This is a genomic window from Cochlodiniinecator piscidefendens (assembly GCF_011326755.1).
Classification (GTDB): Bacteria; Pseudomonadota; Alphaproteobacteria; order Rhodobacterales; family Rhodobacteraceae; genus Cochlodiniinecator; species Cochlodiniinecator piscidefendens.
On record NZ_JAAOIE010000001.1, the window covers coordinates 563,671 to 589,885 of the forward strand.

24 protein-coding genes and 3 tRNA genes are annotated in these 26,215 nt (G+C 50.1%); 17 read left to right on the forward strand and 10 right to left on the reverse strand.

Annotated elements, in window-relative coordinates; translation table 11 throughout:
* The first annotated feature begins 48 nt into the window (after positions 1-48).
* The 8 genes from G9C99_RS02810 to G9C99_RS02845 all read left to right on the forward strand — a co-directional run bounded on the left by G9C99_RS02810 (position 49) and on the right by G9C99_RS02845 (position 6,463).
* Positions 49-1,335: a homoserine dehydrogenase gene (locus G9C99_RS02810; protein WP_166415920.1), complete on the forward strand. Its 1,287-nt coding sequence runs from the start codon at positions 49-51 to the stop codon at positions 1,333-1,335.
* A gap of 86 nt (positions 1,336-1,421) precedes the next feature.
* On the forward strand, positions 1,422-2,387 hold the full coding sequence (gene glpX / locus G9C99_RS02815) for a class II fructose-bisphosphatase (RefSeq protein ID WP_166415921.1): 966 nt from the start codon (positions 1,422-1,424) through the stop codon (positions 2,385-2,387).
* A 9-nt stretch (positions 2,388-2,396) separates the two neighbouring features.
* On the forward strand, positions 2,397-2,966 hold the full coding sequence (locus G9C99_RS02820) for a cysteine hydrolase family protein (RefSeq protein WP_166415922.1): 570 nt from the start codon (positions 2,397-2,399) through the stop codon (positions 2,964-2,966).
* Positions 2,959-4,707 carry a single-stranded-DNA-specific exonuclease RecJ gene (gene recJ, locus G9C99_RS02825; RefSeq protein WP_166415923.1) on the forward strand — a complete coding sequence of 583 codons (1,749 nt, stop codon included), beginning with the start codon at positions 2,959-2,961 and terminating at the stop codon, positions 4,705-4,707. Before G9C99_RS02820 ends, recJ begins: the two co-directional genes overlap by 8 nt.
* Before the next feature lie 80 nt (positions 4,708-4,787).
* Positions 4,788-4,862 (forward strand) — tRNA-Glu (locus G9C99_RS02830).
* A 158-nt stretch (positions 4,863-5,020) separates the two neighbouring features.
* Positions 5,021-5,095, forward strand: a tRNA-Glu gene (locus G9C99_RS02835).
* A 7-nt stretch (positions 5,096-5,102) separates the two neighbouring features.
* Positions 5,103-5,179: transfer RNA gene (locus G9C99_RS02840), tRNA-Met, on the forward strand.
* A 765-nt stretch (positions 5,180-5,944) separates the two neighbouring features.
* Positions 5,945-6,463: a hypothetical protein gene (locus G9C99_RS02845; RefSeq protein ID WP_166415924.1), complete on the forward strand. Its 519-nt coding sequence runs from the start codon at positions 5,945-5,947 to the stop codon at positions 6,461-6,463.
* 36 nt (positions 6,464-6,499) lie between these two features.
* Here G9C99_RS02845 and G9C99_RS02850 read toward each other — a convergent pair whose 3' ends face one another.
* Entirely contained in the window at positions 6,500-7,387 is an 888-nt protein-coding gene (locus G9C99_RS02850) for a LysR family transcriptional regulator (RefSeq protein WP_166415925.1), read from the reverse strand.
* Between the two features lie 108 nt (positions 7,388-7,495).
* On the opposite strand from G9C99_RS02850, the gene G9C99_RS02855 reads away from it, so the two are divergent.
* From G9C99_RS02855 to G9C99_RS02865, 3 genes are all read left to right on the forward strand, one after another.
* On the forward strand, positions 7,496-8,389 hold the full coding sequence (locus G9C99_RS02855; protein WP_166415926.1) for a phytanoyl-CoA dioxygenase family protein: 894 nt from the start codon (positions 7,496-7,498) through the stop codon (positions 8,387-8,389).
* Complete coding sequence (locus G9C99_RS02860; RefSeq protein WP_231703949.1) at positions 8,386-9,006, forward strand: HD domain-containing protein; 621 nt, start codon at positions 8,386-8,388, stop codon at positions 9,004-9,006. The genes G9C99_RS02855 and G9C99_RS02860 overlap by 4 nt, the downstream gene beginning before the upstream one ends.
* 406 nt (positions 9,007-9,412) lie before the next feature.
* Positions 9,413-13,495, forward strand: coding sequence for a beta strand repeat-containing protein (locus G9C99_RS02865; protein WP_166415927.1), 4,083 nt, complete (start codon positions 9,413-9,415; stop codon positions 13,493-13,495).
* Between the two features lie 102 nt (positions 13,496-13,597).
* Here the strand turns inward: G9C99_RS02865 and G9C99_RS18315 are convergent, their stop codons facing one another.
* Positions 13,598-13,897 carry a YrhK family protein gene (locus G9C99_RS18315; protein ID WP_166415928.1) on the reverse strand — a complete coding sequence of 100 codons (300 nt, stop codon included), beginning with the start codon at positions 13,895-13,897 and terminating at the stop codon, positions 13,598-13,600.
* A gap of 299 nt (positions 13,898-14,196) precedes the next feature.
* Here G9C99_RS18315 and G9C99_RS02875 point away from each other — a divergent pair, with 299 nt between their 5' ends.
* From G9C99_RS02875 to G9C99_RS02890, 4 genes are all read left to right on the forward strand, one after another.
* Positions 14,197-14,619, forward strand: coding sequence for a Fur family transcriptional regulator (locus G9C99_RS02875; protein WP_166415929.1), 423 nt, complete (start codon positions 14,197-14,199; stop codon positions 14,617-14,619).
* A gap of 26 nt (positions 14,620-14,645) precedes the next feature.
* Entirely contained in the window at positions 14,646-15,530 is an 885-nt protein-coding gene (locus G9C99_RS02880) for a DMT family transporter (protein WP_166415930.1), read from the forward strand.
* A gap of 105 nt (positions 15,531-15,635) precedes the next feature.
* Complete coding sequence (gene eno, locus G9C99_RS02885) at positions 15,636-16,910, forward strand: phosphopyruvate hydratase (protein WP_166415931.1); 1,275 nt, start codon at positions 15,636-15,638, stop codon at positions 16,908-16,910.
* 47 nt (positions 16,911-16,957) lie between these two features.
* Positions 16,958-17,380 carry a cupin domain-containing protein gene (locus tag G9C99_RS02890; RefSeq protein WP_166415932.1) on the forward strand — a complete coding sequence of 141 codons (423 nt, stop codon included), beginning with the start codon at positions 16,958-16,960 and terminating at the stop codon, positions 17,378-17,380.
* Here the strand turns inward: G9C99_RS02890 and G9C99_RS02895 are convergent, their stop codons facing one another.
* The 7 genes from G9C99_RS02895 to fabD form a co-directional block, all read right to left on the reverse strand.
* The gene (locus G9C99_RS02895; RefSeq protein ID WP_166415933.1) at positions 17,381-17,962 is read right to left on the reverse strand and encodes a DUF4329 domain-containing protein; all 582 of its coding nucleotides are present in this window, start codon (positions 17,960-17,962) and stop codon (positions 17,381-17,383) included.
* Positions 17,963-18,056: 94 nt separating this feature from the next.
* The gene (mltG, locus tag G9C99_RS02900; RefSeq protein WP_166415934.1) at positions 18,057-19,211 is read right to left on the reverse strand and encodes an endolytic transglycosylase MltG; all 1,155 of its coding nucleotides are present in this window, start codon (positions 19,209-19,211) and stop codon (positions 18,057-18,059) included.
* Positions 19,211-20,473 (reverse strand): beta-ketoacyl-ACP synthase II, encoded by a 1,263-nt coding sequence (fabF, locus tag G9C99_RS02905; protein ID WP_166415935.1) that lies wholly within the window; start codon positions 20,471-20,473, stop codon positions 19,211-19,213. The genes mltG and fabF overlap by 1 nt, the downstream gene beginning before the upstream one ends.
* 289 nt (positions 20,474-20,762) lie before the next feature.
* Positions 20,763-21,506, reverse strand: coding sequence for a 1-(5-phosphoribosyl)-5-[(5-phosphoribosylamino)methylideneamino]imidazole-4-carboxamide isomerase (locus G9C99_RS02910; protein ID WP_166415936.1), 744 nt, complete (start codon positions 21,504-21,506; stop codon positions 20,763-20,765).
* Positions 21,507-21,698: 192 nt separating this feature from the next.
* On the reverse strand, positions 21,699-21,932 hold the full coding sequence (locus G9C99_RS02915; RefSeq protein ID WP_166415937.1) for an acyl carrier protein: 234 nt from the start codon (positions 21,930-21,932) through the stop codon (positions 21,699-21,701).
* 200 nt (positions 21,933-22,132) lie between these two features.
* On the reverse strand, positions 22,133-22,870 hold the full coding sequence (gene fabG, locus G9C99_RS02920; protein ID WP_166415938.1) for a 3-oxoacyl-[acyl-carrier-protein] reductase: 738 nt from the start codon (positions 22,868-22,870) through the stop codon (positions 22,133-22,135).
* A 54-nt stretch (positions 22,871-22,924) separates the two neighbouring features.
* Complete coding sequence (gene fabD, locus G9C99_RS02925; protein ID WP_166415939.1) at positions 22,925-23,863, reverse strand: ACP S-malonyltransferase; 939 nt, start codon at positions 23,861-23,863, stop codon at positions 22,925-22,927.
* Positions 23,864-24,035: 172 nt separating this feature from the next.
* On the opposite strand from fabD, the gene G9C99_RS02930 reads away from it, so the two are divergent.
* Positions 24,036-25,241 (forward strand): cytochrome b/b6 domain-containing protein, encoded by a 1,206-nt coding sequence (locus tag G9C99_RS02930; RefSeq protein ID WP_166415940.1) that lies wholly within the window; start codon positions 24,036-24,038, stop codon positions 25,239-25,241.
* A 98-nt stretch (positions 25,242-25,339) separates the two neighbouring features.
* A complete protein-coding gene (locus G9C99_RS02935; RefSeq protein WP_166415941.1) occupies positions 25,340-25,558 on the forward strand; it encodes a DUF6500 family protein in 219 nt (72 codons plus the stop codon).
* A gap of 53 nt (positions 25,559-25,611) precedes the next feature.
* On the opposite strand, the gene G9C99_RS02940 is transcribed toward G9C99_RS02935, so the two are convergent.
* On the reverse strand, positions 25,612-26,196 hold the full coding sequence (locus tag G9C99_RS02940) for a YceI family protein (RefSeq protein WP_205859816.1): 585 nt from the start codon (positions 26,194-26,196) through the stop codon (positions 25,612-25,614).
* Positions 26,197-26,215: the final 19 nt, after the last annotated feature.

The window sequence follows — 26,215 nt, forward strand, 5'->3', positions numbered from 1 at the left end:
GGGAATCCCGCTAACAGAGGCGCGAATATGACACAAACGGAGCCTCACATGTCAGAACCCCTTCGCCTTGGTATTGCAGGTTTGGGCACCGTTGGTGTCGGCGTTGTTAAAATTGTACGTCAAAAGGCAAATGTCCTTGCAGCGCGCACAGGCCGTCCCGTTGTTATCACAGCTGTTTCTGCGCGTTCACGCGATAAAGATCGCGGTGTAAACCTATCAGATTACGCGTGGGAAGATGATCCTGTTGCTTTGGCCAAACGCGATGATGTCGATGTTTTTGTAGAGTTGATGGGCGGCCACGAAGGCCCTGCAAAAGAAGCAACCGAAGCCGCGATCGCGGCGGGTAAAGACGTCGTAACCGCAAACAAAGCATTGTTGGCCCACCACGGTCAGGCTTTGTCTGAAACGGCTGAGGCTGCTGGCCAGGTGATCCGGTTTGAAGCCGCTGTCGCAGGCGGTATCCCCGTCATCAAAGCGTTGACCGAAGGGCTGGCTGGCAACGACATTACCCGCGTCATGGGCGTTATGAATGGCACATGCAACTATATCCTGACCCGGATGCAAAGCGCGGGCCTCCCCTATGATGAGGTTTTTGAAGAAGCCAATCAATTGGGGTATCTTGAGGCCGATCCAACACTAGACGTTGGCGGCATTGATGCGGGTCACAAACTTGCCTTGCTGGCCTCTATCGCCTTTGGAACGCGCGTTGATTTTGACGCTGTTGAACTCGAAGGTATTCAGCGCATCACCATTGAGGACATCCATCAAGCCGCTGATATGGGCTACCGGATTAAACTATTAGGTGTCTCCCAAATGACCGGGCGTGGGCTTGAGCAGCGCATGTCACCTTGCTTGGTTCCTGATGACAGCCCCTTGGGTCAACTCGAAGGGGGCACGAATATGGTCGTTCTTGAAGGCGATGCCGTGGGCCAAATCGTGTTGCGTGGCGCTGGCGCTGGCGAAGGTCCAACAGCAAGCGCTGTAATGGGCGATGTCATGGACATTGCACGCGGCCTGCGGATCGCAACTTTTGGTCAGCCATCCCACACACTTGAGCAGGCGAAGCCAGCCAAATCCGCCACAGCCGCGCCTTACTATTTGCGGATGGAACTGCTCGACAAACCCGGCGCCCTAGCAAAGATCGCTGCCGTCATGGGCGAAGCAGGTATTTCAATCGACCGTATGCGCCAATACAGCCATGCTGATGAAACTGCTCCAGTTCTATTTGTGACTCATAAAACCACCCGTGATGCGCTTGATCATGCGCTAAAAGGTTTCGACGCTACCGGCGTTTTGGCCAGCCCGCCCGTTTCGATCCGTATCGAAGCTGTCTAATCCCGTATCGGGGCAGCACGCTTGAATGAAAGAGCGCGCCCCGTTACACACACTGCTAACGCATTTTATCACTCAAGGATCACTTCATGTCCAACGCTGCCGAATTTCAGGATCGTATGCTTTCCCTTGGCTTGGCTCGGGTTTCCGAAGCCGCCGCAATTGCTTCTGCTACGCTTGTAGGGCGTGGTGACGAAAAAGCCGCTGATCAGGCTGCTGTAAACGCCATGCGCGAACAGCTAAACATGCTGGACATCGCCGGTGTTGTCGTCATTGGCGAAGGTGAACGCGACGAGGCGCCGATGCTATACATTGGTGAAGAAGTCGGCACAGGCACAGGTCCCGGCGTTGATATCGCACTTGACCCACTCGAAGGCACCACACTGACAGCGAAAGACATGCCAAACGCGCTGACTGTTATAGCAATGGGTCCTCGCGGCTCAATGTTGCACGCACCAGACGTATATATGGACAAATTGGCAGTTGGTCCGGGCTATCCCGAAGGCGTTGTATCGCTAGATATGTCCCCCGCAGAGCGTGTCAAAGCATTGGCAGCAGCGAAAGGCTGTGCTTGTGAGGACATCACAGTTTGCATTCTGGAACGCCCGCGTCATGAAGATATGATTGCTGAAGTGCGCTCTACTGGTGCGGCAATCCGCCTCATCACCGATGGCGACGTTGCAGGTGTTATGCACTGTGCTGAATCCGAAACCACAGGCATCGACATGTACATGGGTTCGGGTGGCGCTCCTGAGGGTGTATTAGCAGCCGCAGCACTGAAATGCATGGGCGGCCAGATGTTTGGACGTCTCTTGTTCCGCAACGATGACGAACGCGGTCGCGCGAGCAAAGCCGGCATCACTGATTTTGATAAAATCTACACACGTGACGAATTGGTGACCCAAGATGTTATCTTTGCCGCAACAGGTGTGACAGATGGTTCGCTTCTATCCGGTATCAAGCGCGAAGTTGGTTATTTGACCACTGAAACCATTTTAATGCGGTCCAAAACGGGTTCCGTGCGTCGCATGATTTACCGCAACCCTGTTTCTTAAGGAAACCCCATGATTGAAGCGCTGATCCTCATTGATATTCAACAAGGTTTTGATGACCCTTTCTGGGGTCAGCGCAATAATCCTGAGGCCGAAGAAAACGCGGCGATGCTGTTGGAAAACTGGCGCGCCCGCAGGGCCCCTATCCTTCATGTACGCCACATGAGCGACACCCCCACCAGTCCGCTGTTTCCCGGTCAACCGGGCAATAACTTCAAAGATATTGTCGCCCCAATTGCTGGCGAACAAATCATTGAGAAATCTGTAAATTCTGCGTTTATCGGCACTGACCTTCTGTCGCGGCTACGAGACGCCAAAATTACTGATTTGGTGATTTGCGGAATTTCTACGCCGCATTGTGTTTCGACGACTTCGCGTATGGCTGCTAACTTGGGGTTTAACGTTCGGTTAGCCGAAGACGCTTGCGCTGCGTTTACATCCGGTGGCGACATGAGCTGGAAAGAAGGCGCAACAACGCCCGACCCGCAAATCATCCATGATATGGCAGTATCAAACCTACATGGTGAATTTTTGACCGCTCAACAGACCCAAACCGTATTATCATCCCGTGCAAATGGCTGATTTTTTAGGCGTAGATCGATCAGTCACCGGGCGCAGATGGCTTGGCCCCGATACGGAATCCGAACGCCAAGCTGAAGCCATGCAGCAGCAAACAATGCTCCCGCCTGCGGTATGTCGTGTTTTAGTACAACGCGGCGTTCCTCCGATGGACACCGAAGCTTTTTTAAATCCTCAGCTGCGCGATCTCCTACCTGATCCGCACACGTTGAAAGATATGGAAAAGGCGGCAAGTCGTTTCCTCAAGGCTGCACGTAATGGTGAACGTATTGCAGTGTTTGCAGATTACGATGTCGATGGCGGCACCTCTGCTGCGCTCTTGCTCAGCTGGCTGCATCAAATGGGGCGCGATGCGACCCTCTATGTCCCCGATCGCATCGACGAAGGATACGGACCCAACGTTCCCGCTATGACCAAGCTGGCAAATGACCACGATCTTATTGTTTGTGTGGATTGCGGTACGCTAAGTTTTGAAGCCTTGGAAGCTGTAGAAAATGCCGAAGTTGTGGTTCTGGATCACCACCTTGGCGGTGAACATCTTCCCAAAGCGCATGCGGTGGTTAATCCCAATCGACAAGATGAATCCGGGGATCTTGCGCATTTATGCGCCGCGGCGGTTGTATTTCTGATGTTGGTCGAAGTGAACCGGCAAATGCGCGAAACCAATGACAAAGGCCCTGATTTAATGGCCATGCTGGATTTGGTGGCGTTGGGGACCGTGGCTGATGTTGCGTCCCTTGTCGGCGTGAACCGTGCGTTTGTACGACAAGGCCTAAAAGTATTGGCACGCAGGGCACGCCCTGGCCTCGTTGCACTGGCCGATGTCGCGCGCATGGACAGCACCCCAAATGCCTATCACCTTGGCTTTTTGTTGGGGCCACGCATCAACGCTGGTGGCCGCATTGGCCAAGCTGACCTTGGCGCACGATTGTTGGCCAGTAATAACCCCGTCGAAGCGCAGGCCATGGCCTCTAGACTGGATGAGTTAAATACGGAACGGCGCGATATTGAAAATCAAGTGCGCGCAGCAGCATTAGCACAAGCTGAGGAACGCGGCCATGACGCCCCGCTCGTTTGGGCCTCTGGCGAAGGGTGGCACCCCGGTGTTGTTGGTATTGTTGCCTCTCGTCTCAAAGAAGCCACCAATCGCCCTGCCATTGTAATCGGCTTTGACGGTGACGATGGCAAAGGGTCGGGCCGATCCATCAACGGTGTTGATCTCGGAGCATCAATCCAAAGATTGGCTTCAGAAGGTCTATTGGTCAAAGGCGGCGGCCACAAAATGGCGGCAGGCCTATCCGTCACGCGTGAAAAACTTGAACCCGCGATGGAGCGTTTGTCTGAGCTTTTGGCTGCACAAGGCGCTGGTGATGCCGGTCCTGCAGATTTAAAAATCGCAGCTCTGTTAATGCCGTCGGCAGCAACACCCGAATTGGTAAACCAGATCGAATCCGCAGGCCCCTTTGGCGCAGGTGCAGCCGCCCCCAGATTTGCCTTTGCTGATCAACAAATTCAGTTTGCGAAAAAAGTTGGTGAATCGCATCTAAAGATCCGATTTGGTGATGGTCTTGGGGCGTCGCTTGATGCGATCAGTTTTGGTGCATTTGATACGGATCTCGGAGAAACGCTTTCAAATCACCGCGGCATGCGGTTCCATTTGGTAGGTCGACTTGAGCTGAATCAATGGGCTGGGCGCACCTCTGTACAACTTAGACTTGAAGACGCTGCGGCAACCCAAAAATAATTCAAATCAAAACGTAATTTTTTGATTTTCCCTCTTGCCCCGGACAAACACAGCCGCTAAATACCGCCTCACCGAACGGTGCTCCCTTCGTCTATCGGTTAGGACGTCAGGTTTTCAACCTGAAAAGAGGGGTTCGATTCCCCTAGGGAGTACCACGGTTTTCTCTTATAATTCAAAAAGATGCCGCCAAAATTTGGGCGGCTTTTTTTGTATTCTATGCAAAATCAATCTCTAGAAATAATTTTCAATCAGGGTAATTTTTCCTCTTGCCCCGGTCAGATACAGTCGCTAAATACCGCCTCACGAGAACGGTGCTCCCTTCGTCTATCGGTTAGGACGTCAGGTTTTCAACCTGAAAAGAGGGGTTCGATTCCCCTAGGGAGTACCACTCGTACGGCGGTATAGCTCAGTTGGTTAGAGCAGCGGAATCATAATCCGCGTGTCCGGGGTTCAAGTCCCTGTACCGCCACCACTCATTTCCATTATCGATGAACCCAAAATTAGATTATTGAGTGGTATAAAAAATCGAGTTGGTTAGAATCCGATTTCCCTACATTTTTGATAGATAACCCTTCACTCATGCATCCATCTATCGGGAAACCTTCATCATTATGTGGTCGCCTCAATAATCTCTGTTTATAAAAGTTAGAGATGTAAGCGACGTATATTCAACTGATCAAACTTCACGTCATAAATTAGCCCAAAAGCATCTGTACCTGTCTCTTGATTGTTATTTGTTAAGAGTAGTTTGATGAATTTTACCATAAAGTGTTTTTTACTCGCCATTCGGGCATTTCCCCATCTTTTAGTTTCGAAATTCTTTTACGAAATGAAGTGGGGAATTGTTTGCGGCGGGATCGCAATAGTTTCGATTTTTGCGGTGTTCACTTCTCCTGTTTTCATCATTTTCCTTCCCATTTCGCTCGCGGCTGCGCAATCAGCTACATCTCTGCGAACATTACATTCGATGTTGTCTTTTGTTGGCCTGTCTAAGGGCTACAACACGGAGTATCTCGTATCAGAAATAATCAAGACAAGCTTTGTGCGTGGCATGGGTTACATAATTGTTTTTGCGATAGTTTGTTGCGTTTTACTTCTATCGTACGGTTACAGCTATCTTGCGGTGGCGCTTCAAGATTTCCAATCTTTCTTACTGGTTGAGGAATGGAGATTGTACAATGGGCACGTCCCCGCTTTGGCATTTGCTTGCATCTTGTTCTGTTTTTTCACACTTGCAATGGAAGCGTTTTTAGCTGTTCCCATGGCCGCAGCGGCCTATGGCATCGGACCAAGTGATCGAGACTTCAACGGGTTTTGGGGCATAGGGTTTCAATGGCAGAAAATCTTGCTGACTTGGATAACCGCCGCGTTAAGCATTTTGGTTTTTGCAATTGTTAGCTTGGATTTGCTGACTGAAGAATTTCATGCGTCTTCTGTGGTTCATCTAATTGTTAGTTATACAATGGGCCAAGCGCCTGACTTTGTTGCTCACCCTATAAACCCCCCAGTTTTTGACACTGCTGGCGCTCAGGCCATCGGTGTTATTCTGATGTTTTTCTGTGTTTATTTGCCGTCTCCGTTTTGGGTGGCAACCTGTGTGGTTGCCTTCCGAGAGGCACTGGCCGTGGAAGAGAAAGAACGTATTCGTAACTTACCCACAAAGGCGGAACTCTTGGAGCAACAGAGGGCCAAATCTAAAAAAGCAGAAACTCTGTGGAAGCAACGGATGCCAGGCGCACTAAAACCGCCCCAATAAAATCAAAGCGAATGCGGGAGATTTCTTAGGATAGCATCACCGCGTTACAAGCCAATCTTTAAACTCAACCACGTGACGGGGAAGCACGCCTTTTTCCGGCTCAATGATGTGATATCGTTGCAGGCCCTTAATGTTTTGGTTTTCAAAACAATATTCTAAATTTAAGGCCCGAACCATTTCATCGCTTGCTGGAGAGCGGGCCAGCGCGACCCCCTGCCCCTGTGACGCCAACATCAACGCCAATGGTGTAGAATCCACCATGCGGAAATCCATATCTCTCAATTCAATCCCTGCAAGACCAGACAGCATCTGATGCCACCCCGAATGATGCGCAGCGACCTCCAGCAGAACCGTTGTGCCCAGATCACTTGGTTCTTTTAACCCTCGCGCAATTTCGGGTGTCGCGACACAACACAAGGTTTCACGCAAAAACGGAACCGCAGTGGCCCCAAAATCAGTGACTGACCCGAACGCAATTTGAAGGTCTGGCTCACGTCCCGGCAAAATCGTACGAAAATCGGTCAACGTTTCCCCTGTGATAACATTTACCCGTGTTCCCGGATACAACCGTTCAAATTCTGCAATGTGCCTAGGAAGCCAGCTCATGGCCAACAGAGTGACCGCTTGCAACGTTATGATCTTTTGCTCCGCGCCACCAAAGAGAGCCGCAGCCGTCGTTTCAACAGATGCCAGCGATTGTTGCACGATAGGTAAAAACGCGGTGCCAGCAGGTGTCAAAAGAACCTTTTGAGGAGCGCGCTCAAATAATTGCCGACCAAGGTGATCTTCGAGCGCGCGTATTTGCTGACTTACCGCTGGCGCGCTCATGTTAAGAATTTCAGCCGCACGTGCAAAGCTTTGCGCTGAGGCGGCAGCCTCAAACACACGTAACCAATTCAGTGAGGGAATACGTTTACGGATCATAACACAGGATAAGTAAAACTTACCCTAAGGCGCAAGAACTCTTTCTGGCCAAAAATCTATACACGGGCATAGTCAGCTGGATAACAATTAAGCAAATCTGAGATGCCCATGCCCAAAGATATAACCCCAGAGCCTGCCGGGCTGTCCAATGAACAGGTGGCCAACTACAACCGCGACGGATATGTAAGCGGCATTAGCGTCTTCAGTTCAGAACAAGTTGCACACATTCGTTCAAGCATTGAAGCTTTAGAACAAGATCACCCTGAGGGGGCAAACGGCCATGATCTGAACCAGTATTTTCGGGTCAATGGCCATGTTGTTATCCCTGACCTGTCAGACCTTGCCCGCACCCCGGCTATTCTCAACGCTGTCGAAGATGTGCTCGGTCCGAATTTATTAGTTTGGTCCGTGGAGCTGTTCATCAAAGAAGCGCACAGCGAAAAAACCGTATCGTGGCATCAGGATATTACCTATTGGGGAATGGGAGAAACAAACGACGAAGTGACAGCATGGGTCGCGCTCAGTGATGTGAGCATCAAAGCTGGATGCATGCGCTTCATTCCTGGCAGCCACACCAACGGCATTGTTCCCCATACTGATACTTTTAGCGAAGCAAACCTTCTGTCGCGTGGACAACAGATTGGTGGAATCGAAGAATCTGATGCGCGGCACGGTCCGCTGCACCCGGGGGAAATGTCATTACATCACGGACGGTGCTTTCACGCCTCTGGCCCCAATCGCTCCGATGATCGAAGGATCGGTCTCGCAATTCGATATGTGACACCAGAAGTGCGCGATGGACTGGCGGGCCGCGATTATGCCATGCTCGTCCGAGGCGTAGATCTGGCACAGGGTTGGACGCACATCGCCCGCCCCCGCGCATTATTTCATCCGAAGGACCTTGCCTTATATGACGCGATTTTGGATGATCAATCCTCCACATTAGCCAAAGGGGCCGAAAACACGACCGGCCTCTACACTCCGAAAGAAAGCCAATCATGACAACTCAGGCACCCGAAAAACACTCTGAGCAAAAGGTTTCCTTCACTCAGATGAAAGACGGCACCAAAGAAGAATATTTGATGCTGCATGAACTGGAAAAACCTTACCATGCGATGACCGCGGATCGCATTTTGGATGAGCTTCGCCGCCAAGGAGAAGCGACATTAGAGGGCTACCAGATTACGAGACTGGACCACGGGCTTCAATCAGCGACCCGTGCCGAAGCTGATGGGGTTGATGTTGATTGGATCATTGGCGCTCTCCTCCATGATATTGGCGATGGTCTCGCACCGCAAAACCACGACCGCTTCTCAGCCGAAGTCATCCGCCCTTTTGTACGCTGGGAGGTTTCATGGACGATTGAGCATCACGGGATTTTCCAAATGCTCTATTATGCGCGTCACTACAATTGGGACGAAAACGCACGGGATCAATTCAAAGATCATCCATGCTTCGATACATGTGCAACATTCTGCGAACGTTGGGACCAAAGCTCTTTTGACCCCCAATACCCAACAAAACCTTTGGAGTATTTCGAACCAATGGTACGGGAAGTCTTTGGCAGGAAAGCCTACGATCCCGACGTGATCAAAGAAGGCCTGTCTTTAGGGTTGTAAACACGATTTCGTGCGGCTCCGTGTAGATCGCACTCTCATGCAACACAGCTCGACTCATCCATAAATTGTGTCGAGCTGAACAAATAAAAAAATATCCCGATATCATACTATCGGAAACGATAGTTTTGGTCGCGAATGAACTGACAATTATTACGACCACTCAACCAAGAAAACCTTCAATTGTTTTCAAGCAGAAACCCTTGGATGGTCGCTTTCTCAACAATTACAATTAGTAAGGCCGTTTAAACATTTTCCACTTACCAACCGCGACGAGTAAATCCACTTTAAGGCGAATAAAAATCTGCATAAAACGAGCGTTCAATTTCTTTTTGACAGAGTTACAAAACGCTGAATATAGTCACAACAGACGCATTTTAACAATTTATTCATGTAAGAAGGATTTCTCATGACAACCATGACGGTGGGCGCCCTAGCCGTAAATTATTCATTCGATCCAGTTACAGGAATTGATACTGTATCATCGTTGGAAACAGGCCAATTTGCTGTTGTCTTTGCCGACGGCGATTCAAGCATCAACTACACGATTACGGATACCACCCCTGAAGGTGTTCCCAGCGTAGATATACAAGGAAGTGACCCTTACAATCTCCGCTTTAACGGTGTGAATTTCACGGCTGAAGGTTCAGACGATATTATCATGCAGGTGACGACATCCTCCGGATCTCACATTGTTATGGTATTGTATGACCAAACCACGAACACTGATTATTTTATTCCACTTGGCGGCGACCCTCTCCCCGCAATTAACTCTGCTGCGGACTTTGAAGCATTTGAACAATCTGTAACGGGTTTTGGCCCAGCAACGGGTATATTTGCGCCAGGTGTTAATATACCCTTTAGCAGCTTTAGTGGGGCGACCATTACCGAAAATGATGTCATTCATGGCGGCTTTGGCGATGACACACTGCTGGGTGGGGCTGGATACGATAATTTGCATGGTCATGACGGCAATGACAGCCTCGTTGGCGGCACAGGTGATAATGAATTTTTTGGCGGCGCGGGTGATGACACCATGGTTGGCAACTCCAACCCTGATAACTTCAACTATGTTGGGTATTACGGTGGCGCAACCGGCGTGAATGTCAATTTGACCACAGGCGTTGCAACCGATGGTTTGGGTGGAACAGATACACTAATTGATATTAACGAAGTTGGCGGCACTGAATTTGATGATACTCTGATCGGAACCAGTGGCGACAACTATTTCAATGGCTACGGCGGCGACGATATTATCGACGGCGGCGCAGGCACGTTTGATCAGGTAAATTATCGCAGCGCATCCTCTGGTATCAACGTAAACCTAGCAACGGGTGTCGCCCAAGATGGCGACGGTGGAACAGATACTTTGACGGGTATTGAGGTTGTTCGCGGGTCTCACTTTGACGACACAATTACAGGTGACTCCGCACGCAATGTCTTTAGAGGCATCGAAGGCGACGACACCATGGACGGTGCAGGCGGCAACGACGAAGTGCGCTATGATCGTGATGATCGCTATGGCGGCACCTCAGGCGTTACTGTCAATCTGGCCACCGGTACAGCAACCGACGGGTTTGGTGACACAGATACGCTCATCAACATCGAAGACGTTCGTGGTTCGCGTCACGCTGACATGATCACCGGCGACGGCAATGACAACAGATTGCGCGGCGATGACGGCGATGACACGCTCATTGGTGGCGGTGGCGACGACGATCTAGAAGGCGGCGCAGGAAACGACAGTCTCGTTGGTGGCGAAGGTTACAATTATTTCCAAGGCGGCGCAGGTGACGATACCATCGTTGGTGGGACCGAAGATTACCAGCAGGCAAGCTATGCCTATGCCTCTTCTGCGATCAACGCCAATCTAACAACCGGAACAGTGCAAGACGGTGACGGCGGTACTGATACCCTAGTTGATATCACAGTTATAAGAGGTTCTGCGCACGATGACGTCGTTACAGGCAATGACCAACAAAACTGGTTTTATGGTCTAGCAGGCGACGACACCATCGATGGCGGCTCTAGCGGTTCTGATGAAGCCCGCTACGACAGAGATGAACGTTATGGCGGGAGCGCCGGAGTCACCGTGAATTTAACCACAGGCACTGCAACCGATGGCTTTGGCGACACAGATACTTTGATCGGCATCGAACGGGTTCGCGGCACAGCTCAAGCAGACCACATTACCGGAAACGCCAGCGACAACCGGCTCGAAGGTAACGGTGGAAATGACACAATTGATGGTGCTGGCGGTAATAACACCGTGCGCATTCGCGCCAATTCAACCGATGCGACAATCACGACAATCAACGGCACAACAACAGTTGTAATCGGTGGCGACACATTGACACTAACCAATATTGCAGACATTGACTTTGACGACATGACCGTAGATCTAGCTGTTACGACACCCTCGAACACTCCCCCTGTTGCGACACTTGAAGATGTGACTCTCGCTGCAGGCACATGGAGCAATATCGGTGCCGAAATTTCGACTTCTGACGTGGATTCTGGTGACACGGTTGCAACCTATCGTTTGGTTGACGCAACGGGTGCGAACAATCTTTGGCTTGGTGGCGTGGGTTATATCGATGCCTCTTCAGGCTATATCATCACCGCAGATCAAATCTCTGAATTGTGGCTACAAGGTGATACAACTTCCGGTACTCAGACACTTGAGATCAGTGCAGCCAATGATGACGGTGTGTACGGACCAACAGACAACTTTGTTCTAACAAGCTTCACACCTAATACCGCACCGACTGTTACCACAGAAGATCTGCGCGTTATGCCAAGCCAATCTGCAACCTTTGCCGATGCTGTGACGTTTGCTGATGCAGATTCTGACGCAGCAACCATGTATGAGATTTGGGACGATAACGGGTCGAACAGCTTTGTTCTTGATGGTCAGACCATTGACGCAACCACTGGCGCGCAACTGACAGCGGCAGAGTTTGCACGTTTACAGGTCACGGGCGACGCCTCAGACGGCACACAAACACTCTGGGTTCGTGCAAGTGACGGAACAGACTGGAGCGGTTGGGCAAGCCTCACCCTCGAAACGACAGCTAACACCAATACCGCACCGACCTTAGCGGTGGATGATGTGGCCGTTGCAGCAAATGCGAGCACTGGCCTTGCTGCTCTCTTGCAATACGCAGATGCAAACTCTGACGCGGCAACCCAATATGAAATCTGGGATGATCAGGGCGGCAACAGCTTCCACCTCAACGGAACCGCTGTTAATGCAACCAGTGGCTACACTTTGAGTGCCGCTGATCTAGCGAACCTGACGATCGTAGGTGACAGCACCAATGGCGTTCAAACCCTCTGGGTTCGTGCCTCAGATGGAACAGATTGGAGCAGTTGGGCCAACTTTAGCTTTACCACAGGTGCGTCAAACACTGCACCAGTAGTAACGACAATTGATGATGTAACCGTAGGCTTGAGCGTTGATAATTTGCTAAGCTCAGCACCCGTCCTAGTTACTGTTTCTGACGCGGAATCCGACGATATCGTGGAATATGAAATATGGGACGATCAGGGCGAAAACAGTTTTGCCCTTAATGGAACCCTCATAGACGCAACTTCAGGTTACGTTATTTCGAGTGCGCAGTTGGTGGATTTGTCACTCGTAGGGGATCATACTCATAGTGTGCAGTCTCTTTGGATACGCGCAAGCGACGGAGATGCGTGGAGCGACTGGGTTTCCTTTAGCCTTACCTCCGGCGTTGTAAATGCAATTCCTATCGCAACTATTGATGATCAAGCGATCGCACTGAACGGTTCTGTCGCGGTTGGCAGCATTCTATCCTACTCCGATGCAGATTCTGATGCGGCAACCCAGTATGAAATCTGGGATGATCAGGGCAGTAACAGCTTCCTACTTAACGGCACAGCAGTTGATGCATCATCGGGTTACACTCTCAGCGCTGCTGATTTGGCAAACCTCACTCTTGTTGGGGATGCAGCTGATGGCACTCAAACGCTCTGGATCCGTGCCTCTGATGGAACCGATTGGAGCACATGGGACAGCTTTGATCTATCTTCAGGAACAGTCAATGCAGCACCAACGGTCAACGCACAACACATCACAGTCGAAATGGGAAACCAAGTCTCCAATTTCGTATCTGAACTACAAATCACAGACCCAGAGAACGACACTATCACGCAGATTGAAGTTTGGGATGATGTAGGTGAGGATAATTTCATCCTCAACGGTTCTGCAGTAGATGCGGAAACTGGTTACGTCATTGATTTAAATGGAACAAATACACTTTCACTTAATGCGGATGGCACCACTGGATTTCAGACGCTTTGGGTTCGCGTGAGCGATGGAGTAAACTGGAGTGATTGGGAGAGCTTTGCTCTTGAGACAACTACTTCAACCACGGGAGGGACGACTGGTGTTGGCGACGTAACTACTGGCGGCGCAGGGACCAGCTTCGCAACAAGCGAATTTACAGAAGACCTGTTCCTGTTCTAATCAGAATAAGCCCCTACTATTCGGTAGGGGCTTTTTAATACTCCATCGCGCGACATTCATTAGGCTGCATACGGCTATCAAATTTGCTTTGACACACTCACCCTAAAATGCGTCTTCAGCCCTCTTGGCCAACTCTGCTTTGTTTCCCATTCTCCAAAAATGAACTTCGCGAATGAGGCGTAAAGTCGGCTTAAAGCCAAATAGCCCAGATCCAACTATAAACATCCAGATTGCAGGATCAGTGGTCGATTTGTAAAAAAACAAATAGCTTCCGACCAAGAACAACGCAGCAGCCGAAAAATCCACGATTGTATAAATTATTTCGTAAATAGCATATATCTTAGCATGCTGTTCTGATCGACGCGCGTTATCCGGGTGAAAGCAATAAAAAGGCGTTTTCACTTCGCTTTCCTTTCATTGATATGTTGGTTTTTTCTTCGATAAACACTCGCCTTCGTTCCTATACAAGCGAAGATATTGCAAGTTAAACTTAGTTCACGGCTCCTAAGGATCATCAACCTCACTTGGCCTTTTTAGCTGATACGATCCAACGTGTTCGCCACCGTAATACGCAATAGCGCCAATTCCGTTTCCCACAACACCGCAAAAAATGAGAGCGTCTTTATAAAAATGTTTTCAGTACGGCTTTAAATAATCCATTCTGTAGCCTAGACACGCCAAAAACAAATAAAGGGGCGATCATGCCAGACACCATCATCAGACGCTGCGAAGCAAAAGGGCTTCGAATGACCGAACAGCGCCGGGTGATTGCAACGGTGTTGCAAGAAGCGGATGATCATCCGGATGTAGAAGAACTTTATGCACGGGCATCCGCACGGGACCCCAAGATATCAATCGCAACGGTTTATCGTACTGTAAAACTATTCGAAGAGTCTGATATTCTTGAAAAATATGAATTTGGCGATGGTCGCGCGCGTTACGAAGACGCTGAACGTGAACATCATGATCATCTCTTGGATATCAACACGGGCGAGGTCATTGAATTTATCGATGAAGAAATCGAAAAGCTTCAGGACCGCATCGCAGAAAAACTAGGATATCGTTTGATTGGTCATCGACTAGAACTATACGGCGTGCCACTGTCGGCCAAAGACGAGTCGTAATTCGTCCCCCCTTCTACTGGTGATCTATGCAAAACCTGCGCGGAATCTTTCTCGTCGTTGTGTCCATGTTGGCGTTTTCGCTCGAGGATATGTTTATCAAACTCGCTGCGGACTATCTTCCTACAGGTCAAATTTTGATCCTATTGGGAATGGGTGGCGCATCGGTTTTTGCAATTGTAGCGCTCAAGACCGGTGAACGTCTATTTGCGCCTGATGTATTCAAACCCATCGTATTATTGCGTAACTTTAGTGAACTTTCCGCCGCATTGTTTTATGTTACTTCGCTGTCGCTTATTCCGATATCAACAGCGACTGCGATTCTACAGGCAACACCCTTGTTTGTGACCTGCGGTGCTGCGCTCTTTTTAGGGGAAACAGTAGGTTGGCGTCGGTGGAGTGCAGTTGCAGTTGGATTAATTGGTGTGTTGCTCATCGTTAAACCCGGTATGGCGGCGTTCCAACCCGAAGCCCTATTTGCAGTTGCAGGCGCAATAGCCCTTGCGGCCCGCGATTTGGCCACTCGTCGCCTCCCTTCAAGTGTTTCCTCTGGCGTGATTTCATTTTTCGGCTTTATCTCTGTCATCCCGGCCGGTTTGGTATTGCTTTCATTCGGCCAAACTCCCGTCATGCCAAATCAAACCACAACCCTGATATTGCTCGCAGCGGTTTGTTGCGGCGTCATTGGCTATCAAATGATCGTAAGTGCCATGCGCATGGGTGAGGCATCCGCCCTCACCCCGTTTCGTTACATACGGATGATTTATGCGCTTTTGATTGGCGTTATTGTTTTTCACGAACAACCGGATCAACTCACTCTCATTGGCGCTGCTTTGATTTTGGCTACTGGCCTTTACGCCTTCGCGCGCGAAAGAGCCCTCAGCAAAGCCGCTTTGGCCACTCAATCTGCATAATTTTCCAACTGAGAGCGCTAAACCTCCTTGAGGGTGCTTAAGTTTCACATTTATCGGTGATATAGGCCCGGTAACGCAATGAAACTCAAGAGGGACACCCTTACCATGAGCATTATCATCGACATTATTGGTCGCGAAATTCTAGACAGCCGTGGCAACCCCACAGTCGAAGTCGATGTAATCCTAGAAGATGGTACAATGGGCCGCGCGGCTGTTCCTTCTGGTGCGTCTACTGGCGCGTATGAAGCTGTTGAAAAGCGGGACGGTGATGCGTCTCGCTATATGGGCAAAGGTGTTCTTGAGGCTGTTGAGTGCGTAAATGGCGAAATCGCAGATACGCTCGTTGGATTTGACGTCACTGAACAAACTGCGATTGATGCAGCGATGTTGGCGCTTGATGGCACCGACAATAAATCCCGTCTGGGTGCGAATGCAATTTTGGGCGTGTCTATGGCCGTTGCCAAAGCTGCTGCAGATTTCACAATGCAGCCTTTGTTCCGCTACATCGGTGGCACATCCGCACGCACCCTACCCGTTCCGATGATGAACATCATTAATGGTGGCGAACATGCAGACAACCCGATCGACATCCAAGAGTTCATGATCATGCCGGTTTCGGCAAAATCTATCCGTGACGCTGTTCGCATGGGTTCAGAAGTGTTCCACACCCTTAAAAAAGAACTCACCGCGGCGGGCCTATCAACTGGTATTGGTGATGAAGGTGGCTTTGCGCCCAACATTGCATCAACACGCGAAGCTTTAGATTTCGTTCTGAAATCAATCGAAAAAGCGGGCTACGTTCCCGGTAAAGATATCTATCTAGCATTGGATTGCGCCGCGACTGAATACTTCAAGGACGGTAAATACGAACTCAAAGGCGAAGGTAAATCCCTAACACCCGCAGAAAACGTCGCCTACCTCGAAGCGCTCGTCAAAGACTATCCAATCATTTCTATCGAAGATGGCTGTGATGAAGACGATTGGGACGGCTGGAAAGCCCTGACAGACGCTTTGGGTGACAAAGTACAGTTGGTGGGTGATGATCTATTCGTAACCAACCCTGCGCGCCTATCCATGGGGATCGAAAAAGGTTGCGCGAACTCTTTGCTCGTCAAGGTCAACCAGATCGGCACTTTGACCGAAACCCTTGAGGCTGTTGATATGGCCCACCGTAACCGCATGACCTGCGTAATGAGCCACCGTTCCGGCGAAACCGAAGACGCAACCATCGCAGATCTCGCTGTCGCAACCAATTGTGGACAAATCAAAACGGGTTCTTTGGCCCGCTCTGATCGGCTCGCTAAATATAACCAGCTGATCCGCATCGAAGAAATGCTTGGTGATACAGCAGTATATGCAGGGCAATCCATCCTGAAGTAAGTTAAAAACGGCGGCCTTCGGGCCGCCTTTTTTTGTATAGGCCATCTATGACCCCAGCAGACATCATCGCCCACCTTAATCTACAGCCACATCCAGAGGGTGGATATTACCGCCAGACTTGGATCGGCGATGACGGTGAGCGGCCGAGCGGAACTTCTATTTACTTTTTACTCACGAATGGTAACGCGAGCCATTGGCACAATGTCGATGCCACGGAAATCTGGCATTACTATTCCGGTGCGCCATTGATATTGTCGATCTCAGCAACAGACGCCGGACCGGCAGAGGACCACATGCTTTGCCCGGACCTGTTAGCAGGGCAGTCCCCCCAAATCATCGTACCTCAACATTATTGGCAAGCGGCCCGCACGACCGGGGAATACACGCTGGTCGGATGCACGGTTTCCCCTGCATTTCAGTTCGAAGGCTTCACCTTGGCGCCAGATGGCTTTGATATTCCAAGAGGCTGATTATTGGCCAAAAACTTCGCGTAACTGCGGCAGCGTAACGCTTTGCATTGGGCGATCACTCGGGGCTTCGCGATAGCGACGATCCGCAGGTAAACAATGGTACCCACATAGCTGCCGCGCTATGCGTTTGCGGTAATCAACAAACCACAAACGTCCACCGGGTGTTGCGATATATCCGTTATTGTCAGATGCAAAATCCCCCTCCATATCGATGGTAGAAGGGTATTCATTCAGATAATTTGGATCGAACGCCGCATGCGTGTGATAGGATGCAAAAATCCGCGAAGCATCATTCGGGTAATCATGCGTACAACTATCTGTCGTCCCTTTTTGTGGTGGGCTGGCGCGCAAATTACCATCCAAGTCATAGTAGATAAAACCGCAAAACTCCCGGTTCGCTTGAATAGACTGAACATTTAAGTCGATGAATATATCTGCTGCAAATGCATGTTGTTCTGCAAACACCTCATATCCCTGCCCTAAGCGTTGTGAAATCCGTTGTTGAGCAGACGCAGCAGTCGCAGAACCCACTGCAACTGCACTACACAGAATAATAATGGTTTTAATGAAATTCGAACGCATAAGGTTTCTCCGCAAACTCGGTGTAACCAGACTATCCGCGCAATACCTTCGTCGTAAAGGTCGAAAAAAACGGCACCCGAAGGCGCCGTTTTGATTAGTTTTCGTTTTGCTCTGCCTCGATCTGCCGCCAGCGGGCGACATTTCGATTATGCTCTGCCAAAGTTTGGGCAAATGCGTGCCCCCCGGTTCCATCAGCCACAAAGAAGATAAAATCCGTCTCAGCAGGATTAAGCGTCGCCTCAATCGCAGCCCGACCCGGATTGGCAATTGGGGTCGGTGGCAGGCCATTGATGACATAGGTGTTCCACGGGGTTTCTCCGCGCAATTCGCTTTGGCGCAAACCACGCCCGAGAACACCCTGTCCACGTGTGATACCGTAAATTACCGTCGGATCCGTCTGCAGGCGGATCCCTTGGTTCAGGCGATTTACAAAGACAGAAGCCACTTGAGGACGTTCCTCAGCCACACCGGTTTCTTTCTCAACGATAGATGCGAGAATGAGGGCTTCTTCCATGCTTTCCAACGGCAAACCCTCTTCGCGGTTCTGCCAAGCATTCGATAGAATTGCGGCTTGAGCCTCTTCCATTTGCGCGATCAACGTTTCACGATCAGAACCAGCGGACACCTCATAACTGTCAGGCGCTAAGCTACCTTCCGCAGGTTGCTCCGCAATTTCGCCTGATAGAAACTCAGCTGCGCGCAAAGCTTCGACCACTTGCCAGCTTGTGACACCTTCCGCCAAAGTAATGCGGTAGCGTAAATCACTGTCGTCTCGCAGGACTGAATATTCCTCGGGGGCTTCTTCCGCCAATGGATCAAAGGACATGCGTTCAACATAGCGATTTGTTGCCGGGTCAAGCTCTGACGCAACCAGCGCTGTGCGTGTTACACCAATTCGAAAATTGATTTCCGACCCACACGTAGAACGACCAGATCCCGTTATGATACTGGTGATCTCTTCCATAGAAATCCCTTGGCTCAGTAGAAAACTACCCGCCTTCAGGTTTTGCATTTGCCCAGAATATTCAACCGCAATTTTAAAAATTGCGGGGCTGGTTATCGCGCCATCATCGGACAATTGCCCGGCGACTTGACGCATTTTTGAACCAGGTTCGACCCGCAAACAGATAGCCTCGGCCAATGGCCCCGGCGCGCTGTATTGCGCTTTGGCCCAGGCAATTACGCCACCCAGAACAAATATAAACACAACCAACAGAGTCAGCGCGTTAGAGGCAACATGACGCCACATCAGTCCGTTACCTTACCCAAAACGATTGACGCGTTTGTTCCGCCAAACCCAAAAGAATTTGACAGCGCAATGTTCACATTACGTTTCACGGCCTGTTGTGGCGCAAGATCCAGAGATGTTTCAACAGCCGGGTTTTCAAGGTTCAGTGTAGGTGGCGCAATTTGGTCACGGATCGCTAAGACACAAAAAATTGCCTCAACCGCACCGGCTGCCCCTAAAAGATGCCCAATTGCAGATTTGGTGGACGACATCGTAGCATTACCAGCCCCATCCCCCATCAAACGTTCGACAGCACCAAGTTCGATGGTATCCGCCATCGTAGATGTACCATGTGCGTTAATATAGTCGATATCGGCTGCATTAACGCCCGCACGTTCTAATGCTGCAGACATAGACCGGAACCCACCGTCACCATCGGACGAAGGAGCCGTGATATGATAGGCGTCGCCGGATAATCCGTACCCTAAAACTTCGGCATAAATCTTAGCGCCACGTGCTTTTGCATGTTCATATTCTTCTAAAACAACAACACCAGCGCCCTCACCCATGACGAATCCATCACGATCACCATCGTACGGGCGGCTCGCTGCTTTGGGATCGTCTGCACGTTTTGTGGATAGCGCTTTGCACGCATTAAATCCTGCAATTCCAATTTCGGAAATTGGGCTTTCCGCTCCACCAGCAAGCATAACATCAGCGTCGCCCCACTGGATCAGACGTGCAGCATCTCCAATTGCATGTGCCCCAGTTGAACAGGCAGTCACAACCGCATGGTTCGGGCCTTTGAAGCCATAGCGAATGGAAACCTGACCCGAAATTAAGTTAATCAAAGCCCCCGGAATAAAGAATGGAGACACGCGCCGCGGACCCTTTTCTTTGAGCGTAATCGCTGTATCTGCGATCGAGCTCAGACCACCGATACCGGAACCAATCATTACGCCTGTGCGTAGACGGTCTTCTTCGCTTTCGGGTGTCCAACCTGCATCTTCAACAGCTTGTTGCGCCGCCGCCATACCATAAAGGATGAAATCATCAACTTTGCGGCGTTCCTTTGGTTCCATATATGTTTCTGGGTTGAACGTGCCGTTCGTTCCATCACCCATCGGAATTTCACACGCATATTTGGTCGCAACACGTTCAGCATCAAACCGTTCAATCGGGCCAGCGCCAGATTCACCCGCGATCAAGCGTTCCCATGTGGGTTCAACACCATCTGCCAACGGTGTTACCATTCCTAAACCTGTCACGACGACTCGACGCATTCCTCAATCCTTCTATGTTTCAATTGAAACTTTGCAGCTCTGATACCCTGCCAATCCGCATTGGGGCAAGCTGTTCCAGCAACTGCGGTATGATTGGGCGGCGTTTTTCGCCATTTTTCGCAAAAACATAGGAAATAGAATGCCTACGTTATAAGAGGACCTTTGGTTTCTACGTCCTTATTCTCTAAACACCCGCTATATGCGCGATCTCAATAGAAAAGGCACCAACCATCCGCGCGATAAAACCTACGGATGGTTGATGCCCAATTGAATTCGCCAAAAATCTCTATTAGATAAATTCGGCCACTTTATCTGCGGAAGGTTGTGCAACCTCTAGCGCTTCAGCAAGGTCAATCGTCTTACGGAACAATGAGCGGCTCACCAATGCGCCGCCAACGTTGCTCACATATTTCAAACGTGCAATGTCGTCTGTTGTACGCACGATACCACTGGCAACAATAGGAGTCCGAGAAGCTGCAGCCAACGTCGTGACAAGGCTTAGGGATGCATCGTTGTCTTCCACATCAGCATCAATATCCGTAACGAGAATGCCTGCGAACGGTACACCATCAAACTCCTGAATAAAGGCTTCAGGTTCAAAAGCGCTGCTGCTTTTCCAACCTTCACTCATGACCTGTCCTTGCCAAACATCCACTGCAAGAACAATTTGATCTGGGTAGAACTTTGCGAGGCTCTTGACCGTCTGCGGATCACGAGTGGCCATTGTTCCGATGACCACACGCCCTGCCCCTTTGTTCAGCCATTCTTCGGCATGCTCGCGTGTGCGGATACCGCCAGCAACTTGAACAGGAATACCTGCACCACGAATAATATCTTCTACAGTTGCGCTGCTTGTCTCTTCGCCAACGATAGCGTCGAAATCAGTGACCTGCATCCATTGCGCCCCTGCCGCAGCAAAGCCACGCGCCGTTTCGACTGGATCAACGTGCCAAACAGACGGTTCATCCAAACGTCCGCGATTAAGGCTAACGCAACGACCATTCTGCAATTCGATTGTTGGATATAAGATCATAGGGTTCTCCCTGCGCCAAAGCGCGTCTTTTGCCGTGGTCATCGTATAGGCCGGACCAATCGGCGTTTCTTTATTGTAATGATCTCATCATGGCATCGGTTAACAAACTGTCAATAAAAGGCGCGACTATTATAAAAACGAAAACGGCGTCCCAAATTGGGACGCCGTTCGCAACTTAATATGGCAAAAAGCTTAGGAAGCTTCGGTGATGAACTTCACCGCGTCGCCAAAAGTCTGAATGGTTTCAGCAGCATCATCAGGGATTTCGATGCCGAATTCTTCTTCGAAAGCCATTACCAATTCAACAGTATCAAGGCTGTCTGCGCCCAAATCGTCGATGAAAGAAGCGTTTTCAGCAACTTTAGATTCTTCCACGCTCAGGTGCTCAACAACGATCTTTTTAACGCGGTCTGCGATGTCGCTCATGTTCATTCCTTACTTAGTGCAGGGCACAATGCCCCGTTTATGTCCAGATGGCCCGGCGGGCCAATGCGCCCCATAACGGAGCAACCGAATAGCCCGTCAGTCAATTAGGGGCCGCCAGTAAAACTGCGTGGCCTATATCACAGAGTCGGATAAAGGCAAACGCTTTCGAACGCTTTGACGGGACGAATCCCTTCTCGCGCTTACAACATGGCCATGCCACCGTTTACATGCAAGGTCGCACCGGTCACATAACCTGCTTCTTGGCTAGCCAAATAGAGTACAGCCGCCGCGATTTCCTCCGGATTACCCATACGGGCTGCCGGAATTTGCACGTTTATCTTTTCTTTTTGGTCATCAGTCAGCTTGTCTGTCATCGCTGTTGCAATGAAACCAGGTGCAACTGCGTTAACGGTAATGCCACGGTTCGCAATTTCATAGGCCAAAGATTTAGACATACCGACCATGCCAGCCTTGGACGCCGCATAATTTGCCTGCCCGGGGTTACCCGTCGCACCAACAATCGAAGAAATGTTAATGATACGACCCCAACGCGCCTTCATCATACCGCGAAGAACACCGCGACACAGACGCATTGTCGATGTCAGATTAACATTCAATACGCTATCCCATTCATCGTCTTTCATTCGCATGAAAAGATTGTCGCGGGTGATGCCTGCGTTGTTGACCAAAATATCAACAGAGCCCATTGCCTCGATCGCTGCTTTTGGCAAAGCCTCAACCGAGTCTGCGTCTGACAGATTGCACGTCAGAACATGCGCACGATCCCCAAGTTCAGCCGCAAGTGCTTCGAGGGGTTCAAGACGTGTGCCAGACAAAACAACAGTTGCACCTGCGCCGTGCAAAGTTTTGGCGATCTCGCCACCAATTCCGCCCGACGCTCCGGTAATCAGTGCATTTTTACCTGTTAGATCAAACATATTCTTCTCCTAAACGGTGTTACCGTTTTTCGTTTTTAGTTGAGTGCCTGGAGGTTATCCCGCTGGGTGCGCCGCTGCCTTGACATCCTCAGGTGTACCAACGGCTTTGCAAGCAATTGAACGGTCAATACGACGGATCATGCCAGACAATGCTTTTCCTGCGCCAATTTCCCAAACTTCATCGACGCCTTCGGACGCCATGAAAGAAACAGATTCACGCCAGCGCACTGATCCGGTGACCTGCTCAACCAACAGGTTGCGAATGGTCGCAGCGTCGGACAACCCTGTTGCGCGCACGTTTGCAACGACAGGCACAGCAGGACGCTGAATATCAACTTCGGCCAAGGCGCGCGCCATAACCTCTGCAGCAGGTTGCATTAACGCACAATGGAAAGGCGCAGATACCGGAAGAAGAACAGCCCGTTTAGCACCTTTGCCCTTTGCAATTTCTAGCGCGCGTTCAACAGCCTCTTTATGGCCGGAAACGACGACCTGTCCGGGGTCGTTATCATTTGCCGCTTGGCAAACCTGATCATGTGCAGCTTCTGCAGCAACTTCTGTGGCGGTTTCAAAATCAAGCCCCAGCAAAGCGGCCATTGCTCCAACACCGACAGGAACAGCCTGCTGCATTGCCTGACCACGTGTTCGCAGCAATCGTGCTGTATCAGCAACAGAGATTGAACCTGCGGCAGCCAAGGCCGAATATTCCCCTAATGAATGACCCGCAACAAAGGCAGCATCCGTAATGGACACGCCTTCTGACTCAAGTGCACGCATCGCAGCGAGAGAGGTCGCCATCAAGGCAGGTTGGGCATTTTGTGTCAGGGTGAGCGTATCTTGCTCCCCTTCCCAGATCAGCTTGCTTAGTTTTTCACCAAGCGCGTCATCAACCTCATCAAAGATAGCTTTGGCAGCCGGATAGGCGTCTGCCAATGCCTTGCCCATTCCAATGGTTTGTGCCCCTTGGCCCGGAAATACGAATGCGCGGGTCATGTCCCCTCCGTTTATCTGTTTTCTCGCTGATACAATGTGCAGCGCATGAGTGCAATCAAAGCTATGTTTTTATATGCAAGCGCCTTCCCGCGCACAGTGAGTCTGCACAACAGAAGATTGCATCAAAGCGATCGTAAACTGTAAGCTGCATAAAACCCTGTCGGAGCAAATAATGTCACTGTCCAATTCCAAATCGCGTTACGGCGTAGTCACTAAGAGTTTTCACTGGGTGACAGCCCTCTTGATTATCACGCTTATTCCGCTGGGAATTATTGCCCACAATGCGCCCTTCGCAACAAGCGAAGAACTAAACTTCAAAGCGACGCTGTTTCAAATCCACAAAACCTTGGGCGTGTTGGTGTTTTTTGTCGCCCTTGCACGTATTATGTGGGCCCTTAGTCAGCCAAAACCGGGTTTGCTCAATGCTGAAAACCGCCTTGAGGCATTTGCAGCTGAAACTGTGCATTGGCTATTATACTCCGCCTTGGTTTTGGTGCCTCTCACAGGATGGATACACCACGCAGCGACAACAGGATTTGCACCTATCTGGTGGCCCTTCAGCCAAAATTTACCCTTTGTGCCCAAAGACGAGGGTGTCGCACATTTGTTTTCTGCGCTTCACTTTACCTTTGAACGTGTTTTGGCCTTTTCGCTGGTTCTTCACATTCTTGGCGCGATCAAACATCATGTCATAGACAAGGATGCAACGTTACGGCGCATGTTACCCGGCACGCCTAAATTACCCGAAATTCCCGAACAACATCACAGCAAAGCCCCTATTTTTGCCGCTTTAACCGCGTATCTTTGCGCATTGGTCGCTGGTGCTTTCCTTTGGTATCTCCCCGGCTTGGAGCATGAAGCACCTGTGCAAGTGACCTTGGAAGAAGGGGCGCAAGGCAATTGGCAAGTTGAAGAGGGAACAATTTCAATCACAGTACGCCAATTTGGAAGCGATGTGACGGGTTCATTCGCCGATTGGACTGCTACTATTCAGTTTGATGAGACGGTCGGGCTAGACCCTGCCGGTGAAGTTGAGGTTCAAATCGCTATTCCAACTCTCACACTTGGCTCTGTAACCGATCAAGCAATGGGTGCAGATTTCTTCAACGTCGCCGAATTTCCAACCGCTGAATTTGCTGCGACACTACATGCCGTTCCTGACGGATACGAGGCGCGCGGCACGTTATCAATCAAAGGAACCGCTCTGCCAATTACCCTACCCTTTGGATTACGCATTGATGGTGATCGCGCTGAAATGAATGGCAACACCACCTTGCAACGGCTCGATTTCAACGTTGGAACAAATATGCCTGACGAAAGCAGCCTTGGTTTTACCGTTGATGTTTCAATCGATCTAACAGCACTGCGCCGCCAATAAGGCTACGACGATAAATTTAGATTGGAGCACCTCAGTTATTGGGGTGCTCTTTTTGTATCAGTAGGTTAAGGGTCTGGTTTCTCATAAAAGGTTAAATTATGCGCGATTCATTAAGAACGAAAATCATCACTGTTTGCGAACAAAAGATTGCTGCAAAGGGCCCAACCGTAGGGCTGTCATTTTACGCATTTTTCGCGAATAAAAACACGGACCCCAGCCTTTTGATGGAAGCCGCAGAATGGTGGATTATGACCCATAAACTGGATCACTTTGAGAAGGCCATAAAGATCAAACAGATGATTGAGAATAATCAATAAAAAAAGGCTACAGAATTAATCTGTAGCCTTCGTTTTTTTCACACCAAACAGGCTTATTCAGCTTTGCCTGCTTCGATTGAAATCATCACTTCGACTTCGTCGCTTACCGCTGGCGCAAATGCACCAAGGCCGTAATCGCTGCGCAACAATGTTGTTGTTGCGTCGAAACCTGCCCACTCAACATTGGACATTGGGTTAACCATGGCTTGGTTCAACACTGCATCTAGGGCAACCGACTTCGTCACACCGTTCAATGTCAGATCGCCAGTAATAACAGCTGTGCTATCGCCGGTCACTTCAATACCGGTCGACGTAAATGAAACCATTTCATCTTCAGTCGCGGCAAAGAAATCATCGCTCATGAAATGCCCAAACCGTTGCTCCCAACCAGTCAACATCGACATCACTGGGAAAGAAACATTCACGGATGAATTCGCTGGCGCTTCTTGGTCAAACATGATCTCGCCTTCAAAGCCAGAAAACATGCCATACGTGGTTGAGAAACCGATATGGGTATAAGTGAACACAATCTGGCTGTGGCTAGGGTCAAGCGTGTAACGCTCGGCTTCTGCCATGGCGGGTGCTGACAAAACGGCAAGGCTCGTTGCGAGAGCTGCGGTTTTCAGAATGGATTTCATAGGGTATTTCCTTTGATCA

What these genes read in the sequence shown, in the direction of transcription:
- G9C99_RS02810 (WP_166415920.1), top strand. Translation starts at nt 49, where the DNA reads ATGTCAGAACCCCTTCGCCTTGGTATTGCAGGTTTGGGCACCGTTGGT.
- glpX (WP_166415921.1), top strand. Translation starts at nt 1,422, where the DNA reads ATGTCCAACGCTGCCGAATTTCAGGATCGTATGCTTTCCCTTGGCTTG.
- G9C99_RS02820 (WP_166415922.1), top strand. Translation starts at nt 2,397, where the DNA reads ATGATTGAAGCGCTGATCCTCATTGATATTCAACAAGGTTTTGATGAC.
- recJ (WP_166415923.1), top strand. Translation starts at nt 2,959, where the DNA reads ATGGCTGATTTTTTAGGCGTAGATCGATCAGTCACCGGGCGCAGATGG.
- G9C99_RS02845 (WP_166415924.1), top strand. Translation starts at nt 5,945, where the DNA reads ATGGAAGCGTTTTTAGCTGTTCCCATGGCCGCAGCGGCCTATGGCATC.
- G9C99_RS02850 (WP_166415925.1), bottom strand. Translation starts at nt 7,387, where the DNA reads ATGATCCGTAAACGTATTCCCTCACTGAATTGGTTACGTGTGTTTGAG.
- G9C99_RS02855 (WP_166415926.1), top strand. Translation starts at nt 7,496, where the DNA reads ATGCCCAAAGATATAACCCCAGAGCCTGCCGGGCTGTCCAATGAACAG.
- G9C99_RS02860 (WP_231703949.1), top strand. Translation starts at nt 8,386, where the DNA reads ATGACAACTCAGGCACCCGAAAAACACTCTGAGCAAAAGGTTTCCTTC.
- G9C99_RS02865 (WP_166415927.1), top strand. Translation starts at nt 9,413, where the DNA reads ATGACAACCATGACGGTGGGCGCCCTAGCCGTAAATTATTCATTCGAT.
- G9C99_RS02875 (WP_166415929.1), top strand. Translation starts at nt 14,197, where the DNA reads ATGCCAGACACCATCATCAGACGCTGCGAAGCAAAAGGGCTTCGAATG.
- G9C99_RS02880 (WP_166415930.1), top strand. Translation starts at nt 14,646, where the DNA reads ATGCAAAACCTGCGCGGAATCTTTCTCGTCGTTGTGTCCATGTTGGCG.
- eno (WP_166415931.1), top strand. Translation starts at nt 15,636, where the DNA reads ATGAGCATTATCATCGACATTATTGGTCGCGAAATTCTAGACAGCCGT.
- G9C99_RS02890 (WP_166415932.1), top strand. Translation starts at nt 16,958, where the DNA reads ATGACCCCAGCAGACATCATCGCCCACCTTAATCTACAGCCACATCCA.
- G9C99_RS02895 (WP_166415933.1), bottom strand. Translation starts at nt 17,962, where the DNA reads ATGCGTTCGAATTTCATTAAAACCATTATTATTCTGTGTAGTGCAGTT.
- mltG (WP_166415934.1), bottom strand. Translation starts at nt 19,211, where the DNA reads ATGTGGCGTCATGTTGCCTCTAACGCGCTGACTCTGTTGGTTGTGTTT.
- fabF (WP_166415935.1), bottom strand. Translation starts at nt 20,473, where the DNA reads ATGCGTCGAGTCGTCGTGACAGGTTTAGGAATGGTAACACCGTTGGCA.
- G9C99_RS02910 (WP_166415936.1), bottom strand. Translation starts at nt 21,506, where the DNA reads ATGATCTTATATCCAACAATCGAATTGCAGAATGGTCGTTGCGTTAGC.
- G9C99_RS02915 (WP_166415937.1), bottom strand. Translation starts at nt 21,932, where the DNA reads ATGAGCGACATCGCAGACCGCGTTAAAAAGATCGTTGTTGAGCACCTG.
- fabG (WP_166415938.1), bottom strand. Translation starts at nt 22,870, where the DNA reads ATGTTTGATCTAACAGGTAAAAATGCACTGATTACCGGAGCGTCGGGC.
- fabD (WP_166415939.1), bottom strand. Translation starts at nt 23,863, where the DNA reads ATGACCCGCGCATTCGTATTTCCGGGCCAAGGGGCACAAACCATTGGA.
- G9C99_RS02930 (WP_166415940.1), top strand. Translation starts at nt 24,036, where the DNA reads ATGTCACTGTCCAATTCCAAATCGCGTTACGGCGTAGTCACTAAGAGT.
- G9C99_RS02935 (WP_166415941.1), top strand. Translation starts at nt 25,340, where the DNA reads ATGCGCGATTCATTAAGAACGAAAATCATCACTGTTTGCGAACAAAAG.
- G9C99_RS02940 (WP_205859816.1), bottom strand. Translation starts at nt 26,196, where the DNA reads ATGAAATCCATTCTGAAAACCGCAGCTCTCGCAACGAGCCTTGCCGTT.